Source organism: Nonomuraea sp. AD125B, assembly GCF_041402765.1.
In the GTDB taxonomy this organism is placed as follows: Bacteria; Actinomycetota; Actinomycetes; order Streptosporangiales; family Streptosporangiaceae; genus Nonomuraea; species Nonomuraea bangladeshensis.
Genome location: NZ_JBGLOU010000007.1, coordinates 215,767 through 239,916, shown reverse-complemented (window position 1 = coordinate 239,916; position 24,150 = coordinate 215,767). Strand labels below are relative to the sequence as shown.

At 65.8% G+C, this 24,150-nt stretch carries 15 protein-coding genes and 1 pseudogene; 4 read left to right on the top strand and 12 right to left on the bottom strand.

The features are described from left to right. Positions 1–221: 221 nt before the first annotated feature. Positions 222–401 carry a hypothetical protein gene (locus tag ACBR40_RS20430; protein ID WP_371249759.1) on the top strand — a complete coding sequence of 60 codons (180 nt, stop codon included), beginning with the start codon at positions 222–224 and terminating at the stop codon, positions 399–401. 163 nt (positions 402–564) lie between these two features. On the opposite strand, the gene ACBR40_RS20425 is transcribed toward ACBR40_RS20430, so the two are convergent. From ACBR40_RS20425 to ACBR40_RS20395, 7 genes and pseudogenes are all read right to left on the bottom strand, one after another. Beyond that, positions 565–5,466, bottom strand: coding sequence for a helicase HerA domain-containing protein (locus tag ACBR40_RS20425; protein WP_371249758.1), 4,902 nt, complete (start codon positions 5,464–5,466; stop codon positions 565–567). Then, complete coding sequence (locus ACBR40_RS20420; RefSeq protein WP_371249757.1) at positions 5,459–7,105, bottom strand: hypothetical protein; 1,647 nt, start codon at positions 7,103–7,105, stop codon at positions 5,459–5,461. The genes ACBR40_RS20425 and ACBR40_RS20420 overlap by 8 nt, the downstream gene beginning before the upstream one ends. Further along, the gene (locus ACBR40_RS20415) at positions 7,102–10,908 is read right to left on the bottom strand and encodes a protein kinase (RefSeq protein ID WP_371249756.1); all 3,807 of its coding nucleotides are present in this window, start codon (positions 10,906–10,908) and stop codon (positions 7,102–7,104) included. The genes ACBR40_RS20420 and ACBR40_RS20415 overlap by 4 nt, the downstream gene beginning before the upstream one ends. 1 nt (position 10,909) lies before the next feature. Further along, positions 10,910–12,517, bottom strand: a complete 1,608-nt coding sequence (locus tag ACBR40_RS20410) for a 3'-5' exonuclease (protein ID WP_371249755.1) — start codon at positions 12,515–12,517, stop codon at positions 10,910–10,912. Between the two features lie 24 nt (positions 12,518–12,541). Next, positions 12,542–13,300 (bottom strand): hypothetical protein, encoded by a 759-nt coding sequence (locus tag ACBR40_RS20405; protein ID WP_371249754.1) that lies wholly within the window; start codon positions 13,298–13,300, stop codon positions 12,542–12,544. Between the two features lie 780 nt (positions 13,301–14,080). Beyond that, positions 14,081–15,306 (bottom strand): annotated as a pseudogene (locus ACBR40_RS20400) (IS110 family transposase). A 681-nt stretch (positions 15,307–15,987) separates the two neighbouring features. Further along, complete coding sequence (locus tag ACBR40_RS20395) at positions 15,988–17,211, bottom strand: oxygenase MpaB family protein (RefSeq protein ID WP_344211293.1); 1,224 nt, start codon at positions 17,209–17,211, stop codon at positions 15,988–15,990. A gap of 901 nt (positions 17,212–18,112) precedes the next feature. Between ACBR40_RS20395 and ACBR40_RS20390 the strand changes: the two genes are divergently transcribed. After that, positions 18,113–18,991 (top strand): DUF4352 domain-containing protein, encoded by an 879-nt coding sequence (locus ACBR40_RS20390; protein ID WP_371249753.1) that lies wholly within the window; start codon positions 18,113–18,115, stop codon positions 18,989–18,991. 390 nt (positions 18,992–19,381) lie between these two features. On the opposite strand, the gene ACBR40_RS20385 is transcribed toward ACBR40_RS20390, so the two are convergent. Genes ACBR40_RS20385 through ACBR40_RS20370 form a run of 4 tightly spaced genes read right to left on the bottom strand, consistent with a single transcriptional unit; the run spans position 19,382 to position 21,292 of the window. Then, positions 19,382–20,134: a hypothetical protein gene (locus ACBR40_RS20385; protein WP_371249752.1), complete on the bottom strand. Its 753-nt coding sequence runs from the start codon at positions 20,132–20,134 to the stop codon at positions 19,382–19,384. Beyond that, complete coding sequence (locus tag ACBR40_RS20380) at positions 20,131–20,544, bottom strand: DUF4279 domain-containing protein (RefSeq protein ID WP_371249751.1); 414 nt, start codon at positions 20,542–20,544, stop codon at positions 20,131–20,133. The genes ACBR40_RS20385 and ACBR40_RS20380 overlap by 4 nt, the downstream gene beginning before the upstream one ends. Positions 20,545–20,547: 3 nt before the next feature. After that, entirely contained in the window at positions 20,548–20,865 is a 318-nt protein-coding gene (locus ACBR40_RS20375) for a hypothetical protein (protein WP_371249750.1), read from the bottom strand. Positions 20,866–20,872: 7 nt separating this feature from the next. Beyond that, the gene (locus ACBR40_RS20370; RefSeq protein WP_371249749.1) at positions 20,873–21,292 is read right to left on the bottom strand and encodes a Hint domain-containing protein; all 420 of its coding nucleotides are present in this window, start codon (positions 21,290–21,292) and stop codon (positions 20,873–20,875) included. Between the two features lie 144 nt (positions 21,293–21,436). On the opposite strand from ACBR40_RS20370, the gene ACBR40_RS20365 reads away from it, so the two are divergent. Continuing rightward, on the top strand, positions 21,437–22,429 hold the full coding sequence (locus ACBR40_RS20365; protein WP_371249748.1) for a fructosamine kinase family protein: 993 nt from the start codon (positions 21,437–21,439) through the stop codon (positions 22,427–22,429). Positions 22,430–22,532: 103 nt separating this feature from the next. Next, positions 22,533–22,964 carry a calmodulin-binding protein gene (locus ACBR40_RS20360; protein ID WP_371249747.1) on the top strand — a complete coding sequence of 144 codons (432 nt, stop codon included), beginning with the start codon at positions 22,533–22,535 and terminating at the stop codon, positions 22,962–22,964. Positions 22,965–23,467: 503 nt separating this feature from the next. Here ACBR40_RS20360 and ACBR40_RS20355 read toward each other — a convergent pair. Next, a complete protein-coding gene (locus tag ACBR40_RS20355) occupies positions 23,468–23,923 on the bottom strand; it encodes a hypothetical protein (protein ID WP_371249746.1) in 456 nt (151 codons plus the stop codon). Positions 23,924–24,150 lie beyond the last annotated feature (227 nt).

Genomic DNA, 24,150 nt, shown 5'->3' with positions numbered 1-24,150 from the left:
GTGACGACGCCGGCCTGGTTGATGCGGTCGTGGCGGACGCGGGTGTGGGTGTCGGTCTCGCGGCTGGCAGACGTAAGCCGCCCGCCCGTCCCGGGGCGTCGGCCACTCCAAAGACAAGACCCACGTGAGCAACGTCTCACCAAGCTGGGCCTGCGCGACCGCATTCAGGCGGTGATCTTCGCCTACGAGTCCGAACTGATCACCGATTAGGTCGGCTCAGGATGCCGTCGGTAGCCACCGAGCCCCGTCGGGTCGGCGGGATCCGCAGCAGCAACTGTGCTGGCGAAGCCACCGCCCGAACCAAGCGGGAGTTGATCGAGGTGGCGCTGCTGTGGCATTTCGAGCAGCTCACCGACCGAGCTCACGCGTTCGTCGCCGACACCGATCCGGCCGTGGCATGACTCGTCCTCCTACGGACGGTGATCGAGACCGGTGTCAGCAAACTCACCCTCGCACCTCCTGGTGGCCGACCGCGACGAGTGCTCGTCGACACCGTCGCCGCTTCGAACCGGGTGAAGGCCGTGGTCAGCGAGGTCCTGCGTCGAGGTCGGGCTACCCGACGAATCATCGGGCCATGAAGACCTTCTTGGCTTCGGGGGAGTCGGGGGTCGACACGTAAGCTTGGCCGACGGACAGTTTTTCCAAGGCCTGGGCCATGTCCTGGCCAGCTCGGCCGCGTAGGAAACCGGCGACCGTTCTGCTTTGCGGGTAGTTGCAGCGGAACGCCACCTTGGTGCCGGCGTTGCCGAGCACGTCCTTGTGGAAGTCGTCCACTCCCTGACTGGCCACCACCACAGCCACGCCGTATTTGCGGCCTTCCTTCATGATCTTCGGCAGAGTGACGTCCTTGGCCAACCGGTGCGCCTCGTCCAGCACCACGGCCAGGCGGAGCTCGCTGGTCTTTCCCCAGTGGAACATCTCCCGGTAGACCTTGCGCAGCACGAACGCGGCGGCGGCCAGTTGTACCTGTTCCATCAGCGTATGCACGTCGAGCACCACACCACCGGTGAGCAATTCGCCGAACCGACCCTCGCCCGCGTTGTCCCGGAACAGGCCGAACTCGCTCAGCGGGCGAGTTCGCGCCGCGACGTTGCGGCCGTGCCCGGCACTTTCCTTCTGTTCCAGGAGGTTGGCGAACTCAGCCATAGTCGGCAGCCCCGTCGGGCCGTTGGCCGAACCGAAGCCGTGTCGCTGGTACAGCTCGCGGAGAACCTCGTAGACCACGTTCCGTTGGATCTCCCCCAGCGCGCTCACATAGCCGACGACCTCGGCCAGCTCCCACGCCGTCTGATTATATTTCTCGTGGCTGACGTCGGTCCGAAACTCGAATGGGGAGAAGTCCAGCCCGTCGCCCGCGTCGACGACCGTTGCGTCGGCCGCGGGGTCGGCCGCCATGTCGCCGTGGAAATCGATGACCAGAGCTGGCAAACCTTGCTCGGCGAACGAGTTGAGAATACGCCGGGTGGTCACCGACTTGCCCTGCCCGGGAATGCCGAGAACGAACATATGCGGACTGCCCGACGTGCTGATCCGCCACGTTAGATCGGCTGAGTTCGCGTCCTTCCCGAGCACAACCCGCACCTCATCGGGCCGTATCTGAACCGACTGTGTCGCCGGTGTTTCCGTGGTAGATGCTGGCTCTGATGGCGGGGTAGCCAGATCCGGCTCGGACGGCGTGTCCGAGGCCAGCTGGGCAACGGGTTCCGTAATGTCCCCGGTGGACACCGGGGCCAGGGTCGGCGTCAATGTGGCGATGCCTGCTGTGCGCAGTTTCGGAGTGGTCAATACCTCGATCGATATCCCGCGATGCTCGCTCGGCAAGTCCGGCTCGCCGGTCAGGCTGACCACGTATCCCTGTTTAGAGATCTCCGGGCGGGTGCCGTCCTCGATCCGGGCGAACTGGCGTTCTGCTGCGGCCAGCCGCTCAGCACTGAGCAGATCCGCTTCGAAGGCCCGGTTCGCATGGTAGCGCAGGATTCCCGCCAGCCGAGCCCGCTGCAGGTCGGCATCCAGACGGGGTTGGTCGTTGCCGAGGAAACCGTCCTCCAACATGGTCACCGTGGCATTGAGGCTGTCGACGATGTTCTCGGCGAGTTGATCTGGCGACGTGTCTTCCTTCAGCGGCTTGACCTCGACGCACTCGAACCTGATCGCCTGCCGGGTGGCGCGGACCAGAATCAGGTCGCAGAACCGTGCCTTTTCCTCCGGTGACTCCTTGTCCTGCGATTTCTTGCGCGTGATGCCGAACATTTCCTGGTGCATGTCGACCGGTACGACGATCGTGTCCTTCAGGTCGCCCCGGCTCTCCAACCAGGACACCAGCGCCGCGAGGCTAACCGCCTCGGCGGCCAGGTCCGACTGACCGATGAGACGCAGCGCCAACCGCCCGGACACGAGTTGCATGGCCCGCAGGGTGCCGCGCACGGACTGAGTGTCGTCGGCGAATCCCAGGCCGCGCATCGCGGTGGCAAGCAGGCGTTCGATCTCGGCCTGGTGTTTCGTGGTCACGGTTAGCCGAGGCCCGATTCCTTCCAGGAAATCGGGCGCGTAGTCCAAGATATACGGCTGGTTTTTCTTCGGGCTCGACGAATACAGTTCCGGCCCGAGGTTGCGGTCGATCGTCATGACCCAGTCCGCACGATCATGCGCCGCGGTCAGCGCCCGGCGTTCCGGCTCGCCGAGCGAGACGCGTAACGCGATGCCGTTTTCCGTCGCCAGTCCACGAGCCGCAGCGAGTGCGGCCTGGTGGGCCCGGTGCGCGTCGACCGCGTCCGCCGCACCGTCCCGCCGCTTTTCGCCTCGGTATTCCCGGAGTTGTACCGCTGGCATGCTTTCCCAGTGCGGGCCGTCCGGGGTGTCTACCGTCCGGTTGCTGGTCGGGGTCAGCAGGTTGCGGAACGACGTGGTGCCTGCCGGGGTGGTCGAGCCGCCACCTGCCTCGACCACGGCCAGGTCGTTGACCACGCTTATATGCGCCGGCGTGTCGTCCTTGGCCAGTCGATCGAACGGCCGCACGCTCAGCCCGAGCGGCGGCTTCAAGTACGATCGTCCGCTCCCTACCCGGTATCCGCCGACGGCCCGCTGCAGGTCGGTCAGCGCGGGCAGCGGATCGGTATTGCCAGGCCGGGTGCTGTAGGCGGTGACCTCTGCGCGTCCGGCTAGTCTGGTGGCGTCGAAGTCCGCGGCCCGGTCGGTCAGTACCGCTTGGCGCAGCGCCTGGGCCAGCAGCTCGCCGGAGCCGGGGTTGATCGCCAGAAGCCGGACGGCGTCCGGCTTCGAGTGGGTCTCCCGGTAGTGCTCAATGCGCTCGGCGACCATCGCGGGCGGCACGTCAGTGGCGACGTCCCGCCAGTCCGTGCCAAGCACGTCGAACACCGCCTGGATGGCGATGCCCGGTTCCTGCTCGTCAGGGGCGAGGTAGATCCCGGTGCCGACCGTTGCCTCCCTGGCGTGCACGAAGATGTCACCGGAGGTCGGGTGGGGCACAGCGAACGGCAGATTGGCCGGGGTCACCCGGCGTACCAGGTCGGCGTCCACCATGGCGCGCCGTTTCGCCTTGTTCGGTTCGATGTCGGCCAGTTCTTTTGCCCAGCCGGTGATCGCCTTGTCATATTCGGCCAGCCAAGTCAGCCGGAGCGGGTGGAACGGCAGCACGACGACCGCCCGGATCGGCCGGCCGCCAGCGATCGTAATGTCCAGTGTCAGCGTGTCCATCGCCAGCAGCGCGCCCCGATACGTCGCGTCAGTCGCCGCACGGTCGAGCGCGTTCTTGTAGCTCTGGCAGTAGGACCGGACCTTGTCCCGGAGCTCCTCGGTCCAGTCGAGCGACTCCACGAGCCAACGGGCTTGATGCGCGCCGAGTAGTGCATGGATCTCTTTACGTTGTTTTGACAATGCTGTCGGCAACGGGTCTTCGACGGGCTCCGTGTCTTCGGCCTGTAGCACCCCACCCATGCGTCCGTTGGCGCGAAAGGCGGTAGCTGTGCTGCCGTCCTTGAACAACTGGTGTTGCAGGTTGACCAGCACCGGGCTGACGCCGAGCAGTACAGTGCGCCGACCACCGAGGCGTAGCGACACCGCGGTATGCGTGTCGTCCAGGCTGTAGGCGTCCTCGGTCAGGTCGTTCTGTCCGGCGAGAACCGCGTCCAGCCTGCCGAGCGCGAGCGCCCACGCCGAGGCACGCCGGGTCTCCCCGGTGATCAGGTCAGCCTCCCAGCGTACGGTGAACTGCTGGCTCTCGTCCTGAGCGAGCTCACCCTCCCTTCCCTGGAGCAACACCGGCTGGCCTGCTGTGTCCAGCCCGGTCACGCGCACCACGAACAGTGATCCCTGTTCGAGGTCGGACTCGTTGAGCTTGATCTCGACGGTGGCAGTACGCCGGGAACCGGCAACGGTCACCTTGGCCTTCGGCCCGGTGTCGTCGCCGTCGCGCAGGTCCTCCGGTGGGAGCACCTCGACCAGCCACCGGTAGATCGCGTCGCTCTTTGCCGGGACGGTCTTCCACGTCACTCGCACCACGGCAGGGGACTCTTCGCCTGCCTCGGTATAGGGCAGGTCGCCAGGGTTGTCTTGCTTGAGCCGCGAGCTTTTCACCACCGCGCCGTTCTCCCGGAGGAACGGGTCGACCCGAACCTGATCCACCGCAACGGTTTCCGGTTCGGTCAGCGGCCATTGACTGAAATCGAGGCCGGGCTCGCCGGCCAGCTCTGCGGTCCACTCGGCGGGATTGGACAGATCTCGGTACGAGCCGGACAGGAACGTGGCAAGATCAACGCGCACCGGACCATCCTTCAGCCGGGCATTGTTGAGCCGATCGGACACCGAGGACACCGCTCTCGCCGGCCGGGAGATGGCCTTGACGCACTCACTATTGCGGGCGAGCCGGTCTACGAGGTCCCGGCCGCCGAGATCCGGGATGAGGCCGACCAGCGGCAACGATGCGCCAACGCTGTGCCAGGTCGGTTCGGCTGTGACTGCGGCGACGTAGCGGGCCCAGGCCTCGGCCGGCCGGTTCCTGCCGAGCATGCTGGCGACCTTGTCCACTCCGACCCGAATATCGTTGTCTGGCAGTTCGTCAACCATCGTGGCACTGGCTGTACGCAGCAGCTCGACCACATCCTGGCGCTCGAAGCTGTTGTCCAGCGAACTGGCCGCAACGCCGGCGCCCACTGGGACCATCAGTACCAGTTGACGCTCCTTGCGGTTGCGTAGTTCGACCGCGCGCTCGGTCGGGATCAGCAACTCGTCGTCGGCCTGGGCACGGGCATCGACCAGGACGTGTATGTCAGCCTTACCGGGCGCGAGGGCTCGACGCACCGCGTCGGCAAGGCGCTCGGCGTCGGCGTGGCGTAGGTTGTCCACCCGGACACAGTGGCCGGGTTCGTGGCGACCAATCCGCTTGGTCAGTGTGGTTGCGATCCGGTCGATGACCAGATCCGGCAGCGTGGTGTCGGTCGGCTCAGGCATCACGATCCCCCAGTGGGTGGCGAACGATCTGTTCGGAGAAGTCGTCGGACAAGCTGTCGAAACATCCGAGCAGTTGCAGCCTGCGCTTGAATGCCGCCAGGTTGGCCGCCGCGGCGGCGCGTGCCTCCGCACCGTCCAGGAACGCCGGAGGCGAGTCGACGAGAATGCCGAATCGGTCGCGAAGCTCCCGCAACAGGTCCTTGAGCGATATGGTCGGCCGGACCGACATATCAGGCCGGACAAACACCGTCATCAGCAGAATCTGCAGTAGTTCGTCTGTCGGCGCGTATCGCCACGACCGGCGGCTATTGGACGACCCGGTGAGAATTCCGTACGGCTTACGCAGCCCGCCGACCGATCTGAACCAGCCTACCGCGTTTGCCGTTGCGCGGTCTTGGTTGACAAATTCAAGCACGTCTAGCAGTTTGTTAAGTTCGCTTTTACCTGAGTGTTGTGTTCTGTCGAGGAAGTCGGCTTCATCTTCTGTGATGTGTTCAGCGCTGCGCTGATTGATTGCCGCGATGTCGTAGAGCTGGGCCATCGCAAACATTTTTATGACGTCGTGTTCGCGTAGTTTGGCAAGTTGGGCGAGCTTATCTGGGTCGGAAAGCGCTTCACGTCGCTCTCGCTCGCCCGGGATCCGCTCGATCGCCAACTCGACGATCATGAGAGTCATGCGGTCACGGAAAGTGAGCCTGATCTGATTGAGGTCGCGCTCCACGCACAACCGGGACAGCCTGTCCGAATCGTCGTTTATTCCGCCGGTGAAGTCGCAGTACAGTTCGATCGGCGATTTCGGGCGATCCTCGACCATGTCCGCAGGTGGGGTACCGGTGCGCAGCAGCTCTCGTCCCGCCGCGTTAACCCGAAGTGTGAGAGCGAAGACACCGAGGGCGAGCAGCCCGGCAAAGGTGGACATCAACGCAGCTGTCGGCAACCGGTTGGCATAGGCAAGGAGGTGCGCGAGAAGCATTTCCCCCAGACGCTCCGTTACGCCGGGGAGCGGGTTCGGCACTTGCGATTCTTGCTTAAATTCCCGCGCATCGCCCATCTCGAATCCTTCGAGAAAGCGAAACTCGAGGAGTGCGCTGATATCCAGCTTGCTCGGGTCGATCAGTTCGGGTTGCCACTTCGGCTCGCGTCCGATCCCCAGACCATGGCCAATATGCTCCGCGATGAGCTTCCGAAGTTCACCGGTCGGGTTGCCCGCTGTTCGGCGGGCTACCTGGGTGCGCAGAAGTTGATAGGCGAAGTCGTCGATATAGCGGTGCCGGGTTCGTGTCCGGGGTACGCCCGCCCGATAGGCCGCCAGGGTGAGGGGAGCAACCGACAACATCTGCTCGTCATTGTGCGCCTTGCCGACAGTGCCCATGTCGACGATGCAGGAGCGCAGCCAGCCGTCCATCAGCTCCCGGGCGCCCGGTGAATTGAAGCCAGTCATGTGCTCGCTGTTGAGCAGCCGGTCCCGATATCCGGCGTAGTCCCGTTCGTTGGTCAAGAACCTGGCCGATCGGCCGCCCTTGACACACGCCTCGAACAGATGGGGCAGCACGCGGTCCACATCCGTGTCCAGTGTGCTGAAGATCGTCAGCGGCCGGTACAGATAGGTGCTCATCGCCTTGGTCAGTTTGATGGTCATGGCGCGTCCTCTCGCACGATCTGGCCGCCGATGGCCTTTGCCCGCAGCGAACGGCCGGAGCCGTCGATGATCCGTACCGCGTGTGCTGGTTCCCGGCGCAGCCGGTTGCCGAACGCAGTGACCTCCTGGCGGATCGCCTCCGAAGCCAGGTCACCGAGGATCTCCCCGTCGGCGGCGCGCAGCAGCAACTCCGCGGTGTCCAAAGTGATCCGGAGTTTCGCGCCGGAGGAATGTCGCAGCACCAACAGGTCGGGGAACGACTCGATGTAGCGGGAGCGTGCTCCGCTTGCGGCCAGCGCGAACTCGGTCGTCTCCAATTCCTTAATCACCACGATGGCGCGTACCGCAGGCGCGTCGTACATTTGGTCCCGCAATGCGAGGCGGACGCCGTCGTAGCCGACGAAGCCCAGCACTTTGGACAGTCCGGCGAGGAACCGTGGCAGCGCTTGCTCTGGCGTGTCCAGGGCGCCGAGGTATTCATCGAGATGCCGGTAACTACGTACCTCCAACCGTCCGGATGCAGTGCCCCACTGGCCGAGGAACAATGCCCGCTTGAGTCGACGTATATCCGCGTCGAGGATAGTGTGCAGGTCGGGGATGAGGTCTTCTCTGGCTCTCGCGGCTCGGATGGCGCCGGGCGCTGGGAGTCCGGCCGGGTCGAGTTCGGCCCATTCCTGGAGCAGGTTGTCGCTGCTGGCGCCGGCGAAGGTCAGACCAGGCAGTAACCGGGCGTCGGTGGCCGGGCCTTCGTCCGCCTCGCGTTCCGAGTGGACTTCGTCGCAGGACAGGTCGCCAGTGATCAGCCAGGCGAATGCGGACCGGACGTCCCGCACGGTCGCCCGCCGACGGCGGCGTAGGTGGCTGGTGAGTACGAGCTCCATGACCGCCGCCTTGGTGGCTGGTGCTCGCAGGTCCGTGGCGTTGCGGAGAATCGGGCAGACGTCTCGAGACACGCAGTCGGCGCAGTCCGACCAGCGGAAGTCAGTGGTGAACAGATCGAGAATAGCTGCCGCAAGATCAGGCGCTTCGGCTTTTGCGTCTGCCTTTTTCGGCATCGCCAACGCCCGTTGCTTGAGGTCGACGAGTACCACCCGGGAGTCCGGGGATGCGTCGCCTCGGCGTTGCTTGGACAGTTCCGCAGCGACGTCCGGGTACTCGTCTTCGTTCTCGGTGAAGAACTGGGTGACTCGGCCGTCGTTCGCGGCGATCAGCACCGTGCACCGGTTCCGGTCCTCGCCGTCGGCTAAGTCGAGCGCCCGATACAGCATCTCGTCGGAGGACAGCACGCCGTTGGACTCCGAGGCGTCGTAGACCGCGACGAACGTGTGGCCGTCGAGCCGTTTGACCCAGCCAGCCTTGTCTTCGTGCACCTTTTCCGCCTGCCGAGCGTCCAGTGCGTCACACACCTTGACAAGGAACGAGGTCTTGCCGTCACCGGGATTACCGCTCAGCACCACGACGTCGAGCTTCTTGTTGAGAATTGCTGGCAGCAGTTCGGTGTCCAGCCGGGTTTTCGCGTAAGTGTCGTGCGCGAAAACGTCGTCTAGGCCGCGGTTTCCGGCGTTGCCGATACCGCTTTCCCGGTACAGCCCACGCAGCGCGGCCACCGTGGGATTCACCTTGCGTTTGTCCGTAGTAGACGGAGTGCTCGGCTCGGTGAGCAGTCGCACGAAATCTGCGGCACTCTGTGGTCGGTCAGCGGGGTCGTACGACACGCCCTGGTAAAGCACGTCCAAAAAGGCGCCGCCGAACCGTAGCCGGTCCTCGTCGGACGGCGGCACCAACGTCCTGCGGCCTGACAGATCGGTGCTGGCATAGGGGTAGCGGCCGAGCATTGCGTGCAGGATCGACGCGGCGGCGGCATACAGGTCGGCGGCGGGGGACCAAGCGCGGCGCTCCCATACCTCCGGTGCGGTGAATGGTGGCGAACCGACCGCAGAATGGGCGTCGTCGACGTGTGCGGCCAGCCCGAAATCGATCAGCCGGGCGGCACCGTCATCCCGCACGATGATGTTGGCGGGGCTGACGTCCCTGTGGTAGAGGCCCTGCTGATGCGCGTCGCCGAGGCCGGCAAGCACGTCCAGCGCGATACGCCGGAACTCGTCCCCGGTCGGGGTTTCGCGCGTGACGAGTTCTTTGAGCGTAGTGCCCGGTACGTATTCCTGGACCAGCACGCCCGGTTCTGGTTGGGGGCGCAGGTCGTACACCCGGGCGCAGAAGCGGCTGCGCAGCGTGTCGGTGTTTTGATATTCGCCGAATGCCTGTGCCCATGACACGCGATCCGGTTTCAGGTATTTGAGCGTGCGCAGCTCACCCTGTAGCTGTTCATCGGTGGCGAGCCAGGTGATGGCCCATGCGCCCTCGCCGAGTTGGTGCTTGAGCCGGTATCTGTCGGCTACCAACTGGCCTGCTATCGGTGTCGACTCGTCCTCGATGATCGCTAATGCCGTCGCCTTGTCCGGAGCGGTCGCTGAGGCCACTTCCGCGGCTTCCGGTCGGTCGTTGTAGTCCGGCGCGAGGCAGCGGGCCATCAGTTCGCCTATCTCCGGATAGGCCGCGGCGCGTTCCCTGGCCTGGTCGTGGTCCGGCGTCTCGTCCTGGTCGCCGTGGATCCACAGCACCAGGGACAGCGCCAGGCTGTAGACGTCATCTTTGGTGCCGAAGAATTCCATGCTGGCGCCCGGGGCGCGAAACGGCGTCGACGGATGGTCGTCGAACAAGCTGGGGGCGATGGTTTCCACGCTGGGGATCCGCGCCCGGCTGAAGTCGCGGAAGCGGACCCGGTCGTCGCCGGTGATCTCGATGTACCGGGGCCGGAGGGCTCGATGCATGATCTCCTTGGCGTGCACCGAGGTCAACGCCGCGAACGCGTCGTGCACAACGGGTTTGGCGATTTCCGGCGGAATTCGGTTCTCCTGATCGGTCGGTGTCGGACGGTCACCGCTGAGCTTCCACAGACTGATGCCACTCAGGTCAGGCATGATCGGGGTGACCCGGTATCCCTCCCAGTCGAACCAGTCGCGTACATGCCAGGTACGATCTTCCTTGGCCAACAAGGTAAGCGCGTCATGCTCGCGTTTGGCGAGCAGTTCCGCAGCGGGCCGGTCAGTGGCGTTGGCCACTGGAACGCAGTGCAGGAACACCAGTTCGCCCGCCGGGTTGCTACCGGCGTAGACCTGGGCGTTGCCATCGGTCCCAAGTAGTCCGGCGACTTTGTACTGCATTATCTGCTTCGGGGCCCCGGCCGGGTTTCGCGAACCGAGACCGAGCAGGTAGCTCATCGCTTTCGGACGCAATGCGGACATCGTGTCCGGCAGGGCGGCGTCCCGGGCGGTCAGCATGGCAGCCGCAGCGTCCAGGGTGACCACCTTGTCCTCGCCGAGATCGCCGGTCCCGGATAGGTCAATCGACGAGTGAGACATGACCACATGGCCGGTGACTGGGCGAACCCCGCGGGGCAAGTTGGCCTGCGCCGCCGTCCACCCGCCGACCTTCGCGCGCAGTCGGCCAGCCAGCACCCGGGCCGCGTGCGCCACCTGGCCGACGGGATCGGACCGTTGCTCGCCGTTGACGTACCACGCTACTTCGCCCGCGACCACATGTGGGCCCCAGGATTTCTCCTCGCAAACGTAGATGCCGTTGACGCCGACCACGATCAGGTCGAAATCGACCGGATCGGTGTGCGTCGGAATCTGGCGGCCGGCGATGACGTCCCAGTCGTCCGGTAGCTCGGCCGTGAGCCGGCGGGCCGTTTTTTCTTCGCCTGGGCCGTGCCAGTCGCTGAGCACGTGCAGCCGCGCCACGTCACTTCACCTCTTTGCGATTGTCGATCTTGTAGTCGTCAGGCCAGGTCCAGCGCCGGACGTCGGGGTTCAGCGCCGCCAGCCGGTCAACGTGGGCCGTGGACTTCGTGTAAGTAATAAGCAACTGGTCGGTGGCGCGGGTGGCGCCGACGAACCCGACACGTTCGCGTTGCCTGGTCGGCTCGTCGATTCCCGTCGGTAAGGTTTCCAACCCGACCAGAAACACTAGCGGGAACTCGTAGCCCTTCCCGGAATGCACGGTAATCACCTTCACCGTCGACGTCTTAGTGTCGAATCCGGACGGGTCGTTCCGGTCGAACACTTGAAACGGAATATCGGCCGAGGTCAACGCGGCACGCAATTTTGTAAGGCCGCGCCATTGCGTGAGCAGGACGGCGATCTCGCCTGGCTGCCGCCGTCCGTCGGCGAGCAGAGCGGCGATTTCCCAAACGACGCAGTCGAGTTGCGCGTTCTTTGAGTCCGCCCAGATCAGATCGACCGGTTGCCCGTCCGGCGCACCGTCGATCCCGGGCACATGTTGCCCGGTCAGCACGCTTGCGGCGCGCAGCACTTGTTTCGTGCTGCGGTACGGCCGAGCCAGCATGTGGCGAACGACGTCGCGGCCAGTTAGCGCCGAGGTCAGATCGACGTCTCGGTACAGCCCCTGCGCCTGGTCACCGACGAGCAATGCGCCGCCACGGCCGGGCCGGACGGTGTCAAGCGCGAACTGTAGCCAAGCCGGGTCGAAATCCTGTAACTCGTCGACAAGCAATGCGTCGAAGGCCTGCGGAATCCCGCGTGCCCTGGCCTTGGTCAGATCCTTGGAAGCGCCGTCGCCGCCGTTGAGATTCATCTGGAAACCAAGCCGGTGGGCGAACTTGCCGACTGTGGTCACCAGCACCGAGGGGTCCTCCACCAGTCGCGTCACATACGGCACCAGCGCACGGTTGTACACCAGCACGGCGATCTCCCAGTCCGGATGAACCCGGCGCAGTTCTCGTGCCCGGGCGGCGAGCAGCAAAGTCTTCCCGCTGCCCGGCGGCCCGGTCGCCACGGCCACGTCGGAGATCGGCGCCAGCGCAGTCACGGCCTGCGAGGTGTCCAGTTGGAACCGGGCTGCGGCCCGGTCTGCGGCCCCCGGGTCGGTGGCGCCGGTGCGCCCGGACTTGCTGAACACCACAGACGGCGCTAGGCGGTCGACGATGGCGGTGAACTCGGCGTCCGGGATCGGCCGCCGAGGCAGGTGATCCGGCCAGGCCGGATCGGTGAGGTCCTGGCGGGACAACACGATCCGCTTGGCATGCGGCTGGTCCGGGTCGAGTAGCCGCCCTGCCGCAGCGCCGAGTACCACCGCCGCGCCGACCGCAGGTGGGCCGAGACCGGTGAGCGACTCGCGTAATTCGGCGCGTTTCCGGTTGATCGAGACCCAGGGCTGCCGGTCATCCGGCGACGTCCCGTTCGGGTCGAGGTCGATGGCGTACAGCCCAGCCATGCGATCGATGAGCAGCAGATCGGGCCGGTCAGGTCCGTCCGCGACCAGCAGTACGGTGCCCTCGCGACCGGACACCGCGGCCGCAGCCTCCGTGAACACCGGATCGATCCTGAACATCAAGAAGCCTTTCCACGTCGCTACCTACTGATCGGTTCGTCCGAAAAGCCGCTGCTCCTCGTTCAAAGTGGACAGAACGGCGGCGGCATCGTCCCGTTCCGCGCGGTCCTTAGGCGCGATGTGGTCCAGTTCGTCCTGAATGGCCTCGCGGGCGGTCGCCGGGTCGATGCGGTGGTCCAGGCCAGGCACCCCAATGCCCAGCTTGACTACCAGATCGGAGATACGGGCCCGTTGCTGTTCGCGACTCGACCGCAACACTTCGGTGCTGGCCGCCCGCAACCCGGCCAGCCTGTCGAGCAGCACTAGTAGCACTCGGAGCATGTCGACCCGCGCGGACCGGGTGCCGTGGATCCGCAACCACGCGGGCCAGGACGACAACGCCAGGTAACCGCGCGCCGGCATGAGCTGGGTGGTAAGGGCTGGAACCACCCACATCGACCGGGTACTACTTTTCGCCCTATAGGCGCGCAGCTCGTCCCGACGAATACTGGCCAATGCCCGCGGCGCAAGTTCGGAGCCGAAGTATGCGCGGCAGAACTCGGCGATCAGCGCGGGATTGGCCGGTACCCCCAACTCGCTCAATGCGTCCACCGCCTGCTGGCGCGCCGGTGTGGCGGCAGAGCTCGCCGTGCCGGTCGTGGCTTGGCGCACGGACTGAGCGGCCGCGTCGAGTGCTGTGCCCACCCGCTCGGCGGCCTGGTGGTCAAGGGCGGGCGTCTTGGTCAACGCGGCCAGCTGACGTAGCAGCTCGTCGATGTCCAGCGGCTGCGGCGCTTCCTGCATGTTCCAGATTTTACCAGACTTTCCCAGACTTCAGCGAGGAGACTCGTGTGCTGCTGATGTCGGTGGTTCATGCACGCACCGTGCCATCACGGGGATCGCTTTATCCTGCCGAGTCGTTACACTAGAGGCGCGTGTCGGTTGACCGCGGTTTACGCCGCCGACCGCGACTGGTCAAGCAGGTGGCCGACGAGCCACGCTCCGGGCCGCGACACCTTCCCGGTTCTCCAGACGGGACGCCACCACTGCACTGCCAGACGGGGAAGGATGTCACATGCCCCTCCCACCCTGCATGACGGGAAATGTTGTCATGTATGCCGAGAGCAATAGTCAAGACCTGTGGATCGTGAGTTCCCAGGCTGCTGTGGGGACGGGTGAGTCCGTCGGGCGTTCGACGAGCTTGCCGTCGATGACGGTGGCGCCGGCGCGGACCAGAGCGACCAGGTGGGCGCCGTTGGGCGGATTCGATCAGTTTGAAGCCATGGCCAGGCCGGCGGCGATGAGGTGGTTGATGTACAGCAGAGAGATACAGCAACAGGGCCACACGGCGCCTCACTCTGACGCCCGCCAGCGTACGCCTGAGCATGGGGAATACCTCTACGATCTTTACTGGCTCCCGTTTGCAAGCAGTCAGTCATGACGCCGCGGTGGGGCATACGCGGGATGATCAAGACAGCAATCCGGGCCACGCAGGGCATTTGAGCAGGTCAACACCTGATATTGGGCTGCTACGCCCTCGCTCTCCTAAAGCGGGTGCCGCAGACATCCGATCTGCGTAAGTTGTCAAGCCATGGCCTTCGATGGTGGCTGGAAGGCGACATCTTCGTTGTAGGTCACGCCCTTTTGCAGGCAGTGGTGGAGGCAGCCGAGCAGGCGGTTGAAGGTGTTGCGTAGCGCGCTGGAGTGTCGCTCGCCTCCGGCGCGTCGCCGGTCGTAGTGGGCTCTGGGGCCCGGCGCTCGTAGGGATGCGAAGGCCCAGACGTATCCGGCAGCGGCCAGGCGCTGATTCTTCACTTTGCGGTGGTGGACGACCAGGCTTTTGCCCGAGGCGCGGGTGATTGGAACTGCGCCGGCGTAGGCCTTCAGCGCGCGTGCGTCTGCGAAGCGGGTGCGGTCGTCGCCGAGTTCGGCGAGCACGCGGGCGCCGGTGACGTCGGCCAGACCCGGGAAGCTGGTGATGACGGCAGCGTCCGGGTGCTGGTGGAAGGCCTCGTTGGTGGCGTCGGCAAGAGCGTCGGCGGCTCGGCATGCTGCATCCAGCTGTAACAGCAATGCTTGGGCCTGACGTCCGAGCGCTTCTTCGACCAGTGGGAGCTGGCGAAGGTGTTCTTCACCGAAGAGTGCCTGCAGCCGGTCGGCCCAGGTGGCGATGTTGCGCTGCCGGCCCGAGGCGCGCAGCAAGGCGTGCAATCGGCGGGCGGTGAGCTTGGCGGCCGCGGTGGGCGTGGGCGCCGCCTGCAGGATGGTGCGGGCTTCGCGAGAGGTCAGGCCGAAGTTCTTGACGTGGAAGGCCGTCAGCGCCGAGGGGAAGTATTCGCGCAGCAGGGATCGCAGCTGGTTGGACAGCTGCTGCCGGCTCCAGATCGCGTCTTGGTGTGCCCGGGCCAGCACGGCGATCGCCTGGACCAGCTCGGAGTCCTGGGGCAGCGGCCGGTGGCAGGCCGCGTCCACGCGCAGGATGTTGGCCAAGGTCATGGCGTCGGCGTGGTCGGACTTGGCGCGCGCGACGGTGTGGCGTTCGCGGTAACGGGCCACGGCCAGCGGGTTGATGGCATACACTCTGCGCCCAGTGGCCCGCAGGCAGGACACCAGCAGACCACGCCCGGTTTCGATCGCGACGGGGATCGGGTTGTCGGGACGGTCGCGTGCTCGGCCAGCAGCTCGACCAGGACCCGCCAGCCATGGGCATCGTCGCTGATGTGCCGTTTGACCACCAGCTTGCCGCCTTCATCGACGAGGGCGACGTCGTGGTGCCGTTCACTCCAGTCGATTCCGCATGTCACCGTCACCGGCGCCTCCTTCGTTCGATCCTTGGCTCAGGTGAGCCGCGCAGGGGCACGCCACGCCCTAATGAGAGAGCTCGACGGCTCGACATCCGATCAGCAGTTCGTGGCCCCAGCCCGCCGCAGGTCCGCGTTCTGCGCAAGGGCTCGAGCGCCCGAGTAGATACGAGCGGTGTCTCCTGCGGCCGGCTCACGCCACGATCGTGACCGAAGAAGCGGCCGGGCGGGCGGCGGCCGAGAGGGAACGAGGTGCACAGCCTGAGCAGAGGACTCGAGGTCCGGTAGGACCCGGGCATTGGCTCGGTCCCCGTCAACCGCTACCCGCCGGCCCTCGCCCCAGTCGCACGGCCTGCGGTCAGGAGTCAAGCTCCGATTCGAATCTAGGCATCTGGAGCGAGCGCCCGAGTCGGCGAAACTCGGGGTCGTACGGAGTCATTAGGTTCGAATCCTGCCGGGGGCACTCATCTAGATCGGCATTTCAGCCCCCTGACCTGCGGTTTCACAGCCGCAGGTCTTTTGTTGTGTGCCCGTGGTAGGCAGCAGGCGGTGCCCACATGCAACCGTAAGACCATGATCAGGGGATATCCGCAGGATGATCTTGATAGCGTTTCCCCGGCTCAGGCCCCGATTACGGCGATCCCGGCCGCCGGCAACCAATGCGACCGCACCGACATTGCGTGGACGCGATCAGCCGGGCCGGTTGCCGGTCGGGATCACGATCTTGGTCTGCGCCCCCTTGGTAAGGTAGTACGTGGTCCACTTCTTGATCATCTCGTCGAGGAGCCAAGCGGCGGACGGCACCAGCGGCAGCCCGATCACCCCCTCCCTGAACTGGACCAGCAGCGGCCAGGCGGTCTTGATGACCGGGTCCCACAGCGGCTCGCGCGGGATGCCGTTCCACTCGGCCACCTGGTCGCCGGTGAGGTAGCGGGAGAACGCGTTGACGAGCGGCTTGTCGATGCCGCCCGGGCTGGTCAGCTCCGCGAGCATGTTCCGCAGGATGTTGTTGAGCTCCACGCCCTCCGCCGTCGGCCCCATGTTCCTGGGCAGGACGATGTCCGACTGAGCGTAGGAGGTATCCCAGGTGGCGGGGATGAACTCGTCCCTGATGCCGAGCATGTGCGCGAGCAGTTGCAACGAGTGCAGGTACGCCGTGGACTCCCCGGAGGAGATGCGCACCTTCCATGCGCGCATGCCGCGCATGGAGAAGGTCGCCAGGGTGTGCCAGGTGACGAGCATGTCCTCCTGGCTGATCGGGATGGGGCCGGACCAGTGGGGCGACGACTTGAGCAGATGCCGTACGGCCGCGTGCACCAGCCGGGTCTTGACGGCCTCGACGACGGCCGTGCCGCCGGGACCCCAGGCGTTCTGCGGCCGGACCGCGTACGCCAGGATGTTCGTCTTCGCGACCCGGTCCTTCAGGTCGGCGCCACCGGCCGAGTAGTAGACCGCGCGGGCCTCCTTGGGAATGGCGGTGGCCAGCATGCCGGCGCCGACGATGGTGAGGACGACGATGTAGTTCCCCTTGAGGACGTGGAAGCGGGCCGCAGCCTCGAGCTTGGCCTGGTCGGCCCACGGCGGGAGCCGGCGTGCCTGCTCGATGAAGGCCCGGAGGTCTTCAGGAAGCCCGGCGGGCAGGGGCTGGTCATTGCGGTTCCAATCGTACAGGAGCCGGTTGACCTCGGGGATGACGCCCCGGTCGAACAGCGAGGCGAGAAGTGGATCGGCGACGTCGTCCCACACCCACCGGGGGTCGGCGCCGCTGCCGGAGCCCGCGACCGAGCCGCTGGCCGGCCAGGTCCAGCCGTCCGCCAGGGCGTTCGCCTGGGCCGGTGAGGCGATGCCCAATGCGCCGAGCGCTCCCAGCGCGGTGCCTGAGATCAGTATGTCGCGCCTGCTCAACTCTGCCATGGCCTGCACTCCTTCGAGGTGGGGGTCTCGCTCAGGGCAGTCTTGACCGGCTCGCCGGAGATCCATCCAGCAGGGAACGCACCGTCGCCGCGCCTGCCAGGTTCTCCCACGCCGCTTCCTCCTTCTCGTACGATGGCGAGAAGTGGGTGACACTAAGAAACAGAATTTGAGTCCGTGTATCATCATGAGAACACGTCGTTACGGACACCACAAGACCCGCTCTTGAGACAGACTCGATGCAGAAGGTGAGCGTGGAATCCGTGCTGTCCGGCTTCATGGCGCCGTCAGGCAGCGCGGGGTGTCGTGACGCCGAGAACAGGCCCAAGGACTTGCCTGCCTTGCCGCCGCAGTTGCAGGGCACGCCAGCGGAGTCGCGGCACGGTATGACAGCAACGAGGCTCTCCGGTAGAGGTATCGGTTCTTGGTCGACTGCTGTCTTACCGAGAGCTTCTTCTCATGCCAAACCGCCCCGGCGCCACCCCTGCCGACCTGCGCAATCAGGTCGGGAAAGCCTCACTAGTGTCAATTTATCTTTTCGGGCATGGGCTTGATACTGGCCCAACCATATCCCCCGAACGGGCAAACGGTGGCAGAAAGACCATTCGGCGACCGTCGTGGCCCGCAAGAGTCTCGCGTACTGACCTCAGGGTCAAGCTCGAGTGACCGGTTCCGCGTTCCGTCCAGCAGACCTTCCTCAGCAATAGGTCGGGAGTAGTGGCCGTTTGCACGTTGCGCCTGATCGTGGCTGAGCGCAGCAACGGTTAGAGCACATGTTGCGCGAGCCTGTTATTCGTTGGACCGTGCCATTACGATCGGCTGAGCGCATCGCAAAGGGTCTGTACGGGGATGGAATCACTCTGCGGTGGCACGGTCCCGTCTCATTCATCGTGGAGGATTCGCCATGTCCAATCCCTACGGGCAGCAGTACGACCCGAACAGAGCGCAGCCCTCTGCTCATGGTGCACCGCCTCCCGGCTACGGAACGGTGCCTCCTTACTACCATCAGCAGATGCGCAACGGATTGGGCATCGCCGCGCTGGTCATCGGTATCATCGGAGTGCTGACCGGGGTGATTCCGATCCTGTTCTTCGCCTCCGGCACCCTCGGCCTTTTAGCGGTGATCTTTGGTTTCGTCGGTCGCGCCCGGGCAAGCCGCGGCACCGCCTCCAACGGCGGTTTGGCGTTGTCGGGAGCCATCCTCGGCCTCATTTCCATGGGACTCGCAACGTGGGGACTGGTTGTCACAGTGAGCGCCGTGGGCGACGCGGCAACGCAGCTCGACAAGGCGCTCGCCTCCGCCACCGCGTCCCCTGAAGGGGCCGATCCCAGCCCGACGAAGAGCCAGACACGCAAACCAGTCCCGCTGGGTGCTGTCGCAAAGGAGCCTCCGTTCTCGTTGAAGGTCGTGTCCGTCAGCCGTGAGCAGACCGTGAGCAGTTCCATCGAGAGCCACAAAGCTCAGGGTTCCTACGTCGTCGTACAGGTCCTGGTGAAGAACACCAGCAACAGCCCTGCCTCGTTCGACGGCACCGACTCAGGCCTCCTGGACAGCGACAGCAAACAGTACAACGTGGACTCGGACGCGACGATCAGTCAAAATCTGGAGACGGGCCAGGGCTTGTACGACGAGATCAACCCCGGCCAAAAAGTCACCAGGGTGCTGGTATTCGACCTTCCGAAGAAGGCGAAGCCCGTCGTGATCGCCATGTTCGGCGCCGAGGGCTCCGACGGAGCGTTCATGTACCTGGTCAAAAACAGCGAGTTGGCCTCGCCGGCGTGATGCGGGCCTTCCGACCAACCCGGGTCTCAAGGTGTGCCGGTCTTGCTCACAGGTGTGCCGTCACGCGAGATGAAATGCCCCTGCAACCGCCTCTCGGCCACGCGCACCGCGTCCACCCGGGAGGTGCGCCAGCGGCAGTGGCAGTGGCAGTGGCGAATACGACCGAGGGGCCTCGGTGAAGCCCCACAGCCATCTTATGGGGCTTTGCGGCTGTCGAGTTGAAAGGGACTCACGGCTTGGGAGAAAAGGCAAGCCCATCGACCTTGCCGCAACTGTGTGAGGGAGCGTTTCGAGGGTGAGCACCTGCATCTGATGAACGGGAACATCTTGTAAGGCTCCGGCCGCCCGTATCGTTTTGACCAGGCTAAACACCCATCATGCGATGCTCGTCTACAAGGCGTCCGGAATGTGTCTGTGCGAGGGCAAGCCGGGCAAGCCCGCTGCGGCTGATCCGCTCACGCTCCACCTGCCCGATGGCCCGAGATTCACTGACCGCCGTCGATGACGCTCTTGCGCGGCTCCCGTCGCCGGGCGCGATGCCGAGCCAGCTGCGCGTACGTGGCCGACGCCTCGGGCAAGCGGCTGAAGAACCTGCCCAAGCCCGGCGGCTTGAGCGAAGTCGTACATGGTTCGTTCGCTGTCGGGCCTGCCGGTGTCGCGGACTTCGCTTTCGCGCCAGGCGAGGTCTGCGGAACCGAGGATCACCCGGCTCTGGTAGGTGATTCGGAAGGGACATTGGAGGTGGAGCGCGAAGTCGCTGCACCTGTCGTCGGCCAACGTGTTCGACGGTGCGGGGTCGAATTCGATGATGCCCATGTTCAGTGCCCGGCCCACGCCGATCGCGTGCAGCCCCAGGAGAGTGCGGAGACGCTCCTCCAGACGAGGATGATGACGAGGCGGGTCGGGAAACAGGGTGGTCCTCCGAACGGCTCCGGCGCTGGCGCTGACCTTGAAGAGGCGGTTCGAGCGGCTCGGGGATCCGCGCTGATGTCCAGAACTGGTCTGGCGACTCGGACGCCGTCCGTCCTTCACCAGGACCTGCTCCAGATACGCGAGCTGGGCATCATCCTCCCCCGCCTCCCTGGGCAGCAACGCCTTGCGCCCGGCGGTCTCGCGAGCGTCGCGCGTGCCGATCAAGCTCATTCTGGCGAAAGCATGAGGTACTGATCGACCTCGACACCGGCCCGCGCCGCCGCCAGCCAGCCGATGAGGTCCGCGCCGATCGAGATGCCCTTCTCCCGAGGCTCCTCGGCGTCGCGGAACTCCTGCACCACGATCAACGTCGCCTCCCAGCCCCGGTCACCGGCGAGATCGCGCAGCGTCCGCGCACCCCGGCCGCCCCACGCCGTCAGCCTGCCGAACACCTCCTCCAACTGGTCCGACCCCACCTGCCGGCCGAGTGCGAGGGTCCATGAACTGAACCCGTACGGCCTGCCCGTCTTAGGGGACGGGCGGCCGTGCCGGGTGGACTCGTCGGGTGCGACACCGAGCGCCTGGGTCACCGATTCCGGGTCACCGTCATCGGCGACCAGGCGCAGGTACACGTTGAACATGCGCTACTTCCACTTGTACGCGTCCTTGCTGATGAGCCAGTAGTAGCCGTCCGACCCCTTGTAGACGTCGAAACTCGAGACCTTGGCGCCACGTCCGAGCTCTTCACGCTTGAACTCGTGCGGATCGAGATCGTACCGCTCCCGCAACTCCTGCTCGAGACGCCGCTCCTTCACCTTGTTGAAGTCGACGCTCTCCTCGGCGGCCCTCTCGGCGGCCGCGCAGTCCTCGCCGGGCCGCTCATCCTCGTTGTGGACGAGCACGTCCACCCCGCCCACGACGACGTGGTAGCTGTTCAGACCGGTGACCGTGAGGTTGTGCACACGCTGCTCACCCGCCGTGCGCTTGGTGACGCCGGCGACCCTGACGCGGGTCTGGCCGCTGGTGAGCAGCCAGTTCGGCCGTGGCCTCGACGGTGCCCTCGACCGTGCTCAGGTCACCGTCGGTGTCGACCGAGACCTTGACCAGGTTCTTGGCGCCGTCACCCACGATGACGGCCTGGACTCGTCTGACGCCGCGTTCACCGGTCCGGGGATCGGCCGCCAGCACCTCATCGCCCACCCGGACCTTTTCGATCGGCTTGGTGCTTCCGTCAGCCATCACCACATGGGTGCCGGGCACGAAGCTGTTCGCCCGTTTAGGCCGTGAACAGGCGCGGCCGAGCGCGGCGGTGGCCTCCGCACCTTCTTCGAGGCCAACTTCAGCCGGTCCTTGGCACTCAGCCAGTTTTTGAAGCGGCGATGGCGTCACCCGTCAGGCCACATTGACGCACCCCAGTCAGTCGTGCAGAGCGCAGGTCGCTCGAAACGATCCTTCGACATCCACCAATGGGTCGACGCCAGGCCGAACACGACTTCTTGGTGATGGGTGCCACGAACCAGGCAAGATGACCTCATGCCCACCGCGCCGGAATCAACCACGTCCTTCTTGCTCGAACGCCTGCACGCGGCCGGTCTGACCGACGTCGTCGCGGTCGAGCCGGTCACCGGAGGCCTCGCCGCGACCGCGGGGCTCGCGCGCCGCGGTGACGGCACGTCGGTATTCGTCAAGGCGTTGAGCGAGCCGCCATCGGGCGACGTCTTCGCCGCAGAGGCAGAAGGGCTCACCGTGCTGCGCGAGGCGGGCGGCGCCGCCACACCCGAGATCATCCTCGCGGACCGCGCCCTGCTCGTGCTGTCCCCACTGCGACCCCGGCCGGCGACCGAGGAATTCTGGGAGCAGTTCGCTCACGCGCTCGCCCACCTGCACACCACCACGCGGCACCCCCGATTCGGATGGCGCCGAGACAACTGGCTGGGCCGTCGCCGGCAGGTCAACACCTGGAACGACGACGGCCACGAGTTCTTCGCCCAGCATCGCCTGCTGCGCTGGCTCGACGAGCCTCGCGTCAGGGAGGCGCTCGACGCCGCGGACCGAGCGGCACTCGAGCGGCTGTGCGGCCGGCTGCCCGAACTCCTGCCGGTCAGGCCCGCGTGCCTGACCCACGGCGACCTGTGGGCGCAGAACATCATGGCCACCCCCGACGGGCACCCCGCGCTCATCGACCCGGCCGTGTCGTACACATGGGCCGAGGTCGACCTGGCCCACCTGTGGACCACGGCACCGCCGCCCGAGTCACACGTGTTCTTCGACCTGTACGCCGAGCTGACCGGACTCGATCGCGACTGGCGCGAACGCATGCCGATCCTCCAATTACGCCAGCACCTGGCAGTGATCGCCCAATTCGAGCCCGACTGGGGCGCCGCCGACATCGTCCGCGCCGCACTCGCCCCCTTCCGGCGACGGCCCGGAGATCAGTCAAGGGGACGCCACACGACATCTGCCGCTGATCCAGCGTCCGAAGAGCTTCCGAAGCCGACCACGACCTGCTGGCCGCCCGGTCGGTGACCACGTTGTCACCGTGACGCAAGAGGCCGTTCTCATCCTGGCGTGATTACTTTGTGTAGTGATGCAATACGCACAGTAGTCGCAGGTTGCGAGAGGGGTCTCCATGCACCACGTCCTGACCAAGATCATGGCGGTACTCGCCGCCCTGGCGACGCTCAGCGTCGCCACCCCCGCACCCGCCCAGGCGGCGGTCCCGGCCTACTTCGTGATGACCGACATCACCCGCGAGAACTTCGTCGTCCAGCTGACCGACCCCGCCAAGATCCAGCACGCCCGCGACCTGATCAGCGGCACCACCACGGACAAGCCACACGTCCTCGGACACATCGTCAAGAGACCCGCCCCCTACAACCCGCGCTGGAGCTACCAGCTGAACCCCGACACGATCAGCTTCTTCGACTTCGGGATCGAGGTCTGTGACGCGACCATCCCGTACGTCGAAGACCACCTGGACGAGGCCGGCGGGGCGTTCCTGCCCGGCCTCGTCTGGTGCCCGTGGACCTCCAGACTCGTCCGCGAGATCCCGGCGCTGTAGCCCTGGCGTCAACACCGCTGTCGCGGCCCCCGGAAACCGCTCCGGGGGCCGTTGGTATCACTTGGCACGGCTCCATCCGGCGCTTTGGTAGATCTTTTTACGCTCTCGCGTCCGAACGAAATGCCGTCGGCGCCTCTTTCGCCGGGGCTTCACACTCGGCCAGAGCCGTCGATCGCGCCTTCCGGAGCGCTTGACCTGCGGGAACATCCGGTACGCTCGCGCTACCCACAGGCTTCCGGTTTGTCCCCATAAATCACTTGCCATCATCATTGTCAGGGATCTGTATGGGTAAATCCGGACTCGTCCGGGAGGTCCCCCACTTCCATGACCTCAGATATCCAGAACGAACCTCATGGTGGGCCGCGCACCGACACGGACGGCCGCCAGGACACGCAAGCGACGCACCAGAGCGCGCACGGGAAGGGCACGGCCTCCCAAGAGCTGGGCCACGACTCTCCGGAGAGGCCGGACACCCCCTCGGGCCCCGACCGGGACAGCACGGGTCAGAACGGCATGTACCAGAACGGATTCCCCCAAGGCGGCTCCCACCATGAGGGTGCCGGCTCGTCATCCGTGGCAACCCGTCCTGCACCAGAGCCGACCCACGCCTCCGACGACACGCTGCCGCACGAGAGCACGCCACCGCACGAGAGCACGCCACCGCACGAGAGCACACCGCCGCACGAGAGCGCATCGCCGTCCGGCACACCAACGGCAACGCCTACCTCAACGTCAGGCGGTCCTGCCCCCACGATGATCCCGCAGCCCACTTCGGGCACACCGACCTTCACCGCGACCCCGTCACCGACCCCGACTCCCACGACGTCGGAGTCGTCCTCCCCCACGCCTTCCCCCTCCGAGTCCCCGTCGGCCACCCCCACGGCCACCAGCGAAGCCGAACCGGCCGCCACCTCCACTTCAGCGGCGGCGACGGCACCTTCGACCTCGCCGGCCTCCACGCCGGAGGCCGTGGCCGACGAGGGCTCCAACGCCCCACCGCCGGCCCCCAGCGCCACGGCTTCCGCCACCGTCCCCGCACACTTCAACGCCGCGGTGTCCACCGAGCAGGCGGGCTCCTCCTCAGCGACACTGGTCACCTCGGCCGTGGTGCTCGTGGTCGCCCTGCTGGCCGTGCTCGCGGTGCTCGTGGTCAGGTCCCGCCGGACCCGCCCGGCCACCGCCGTTC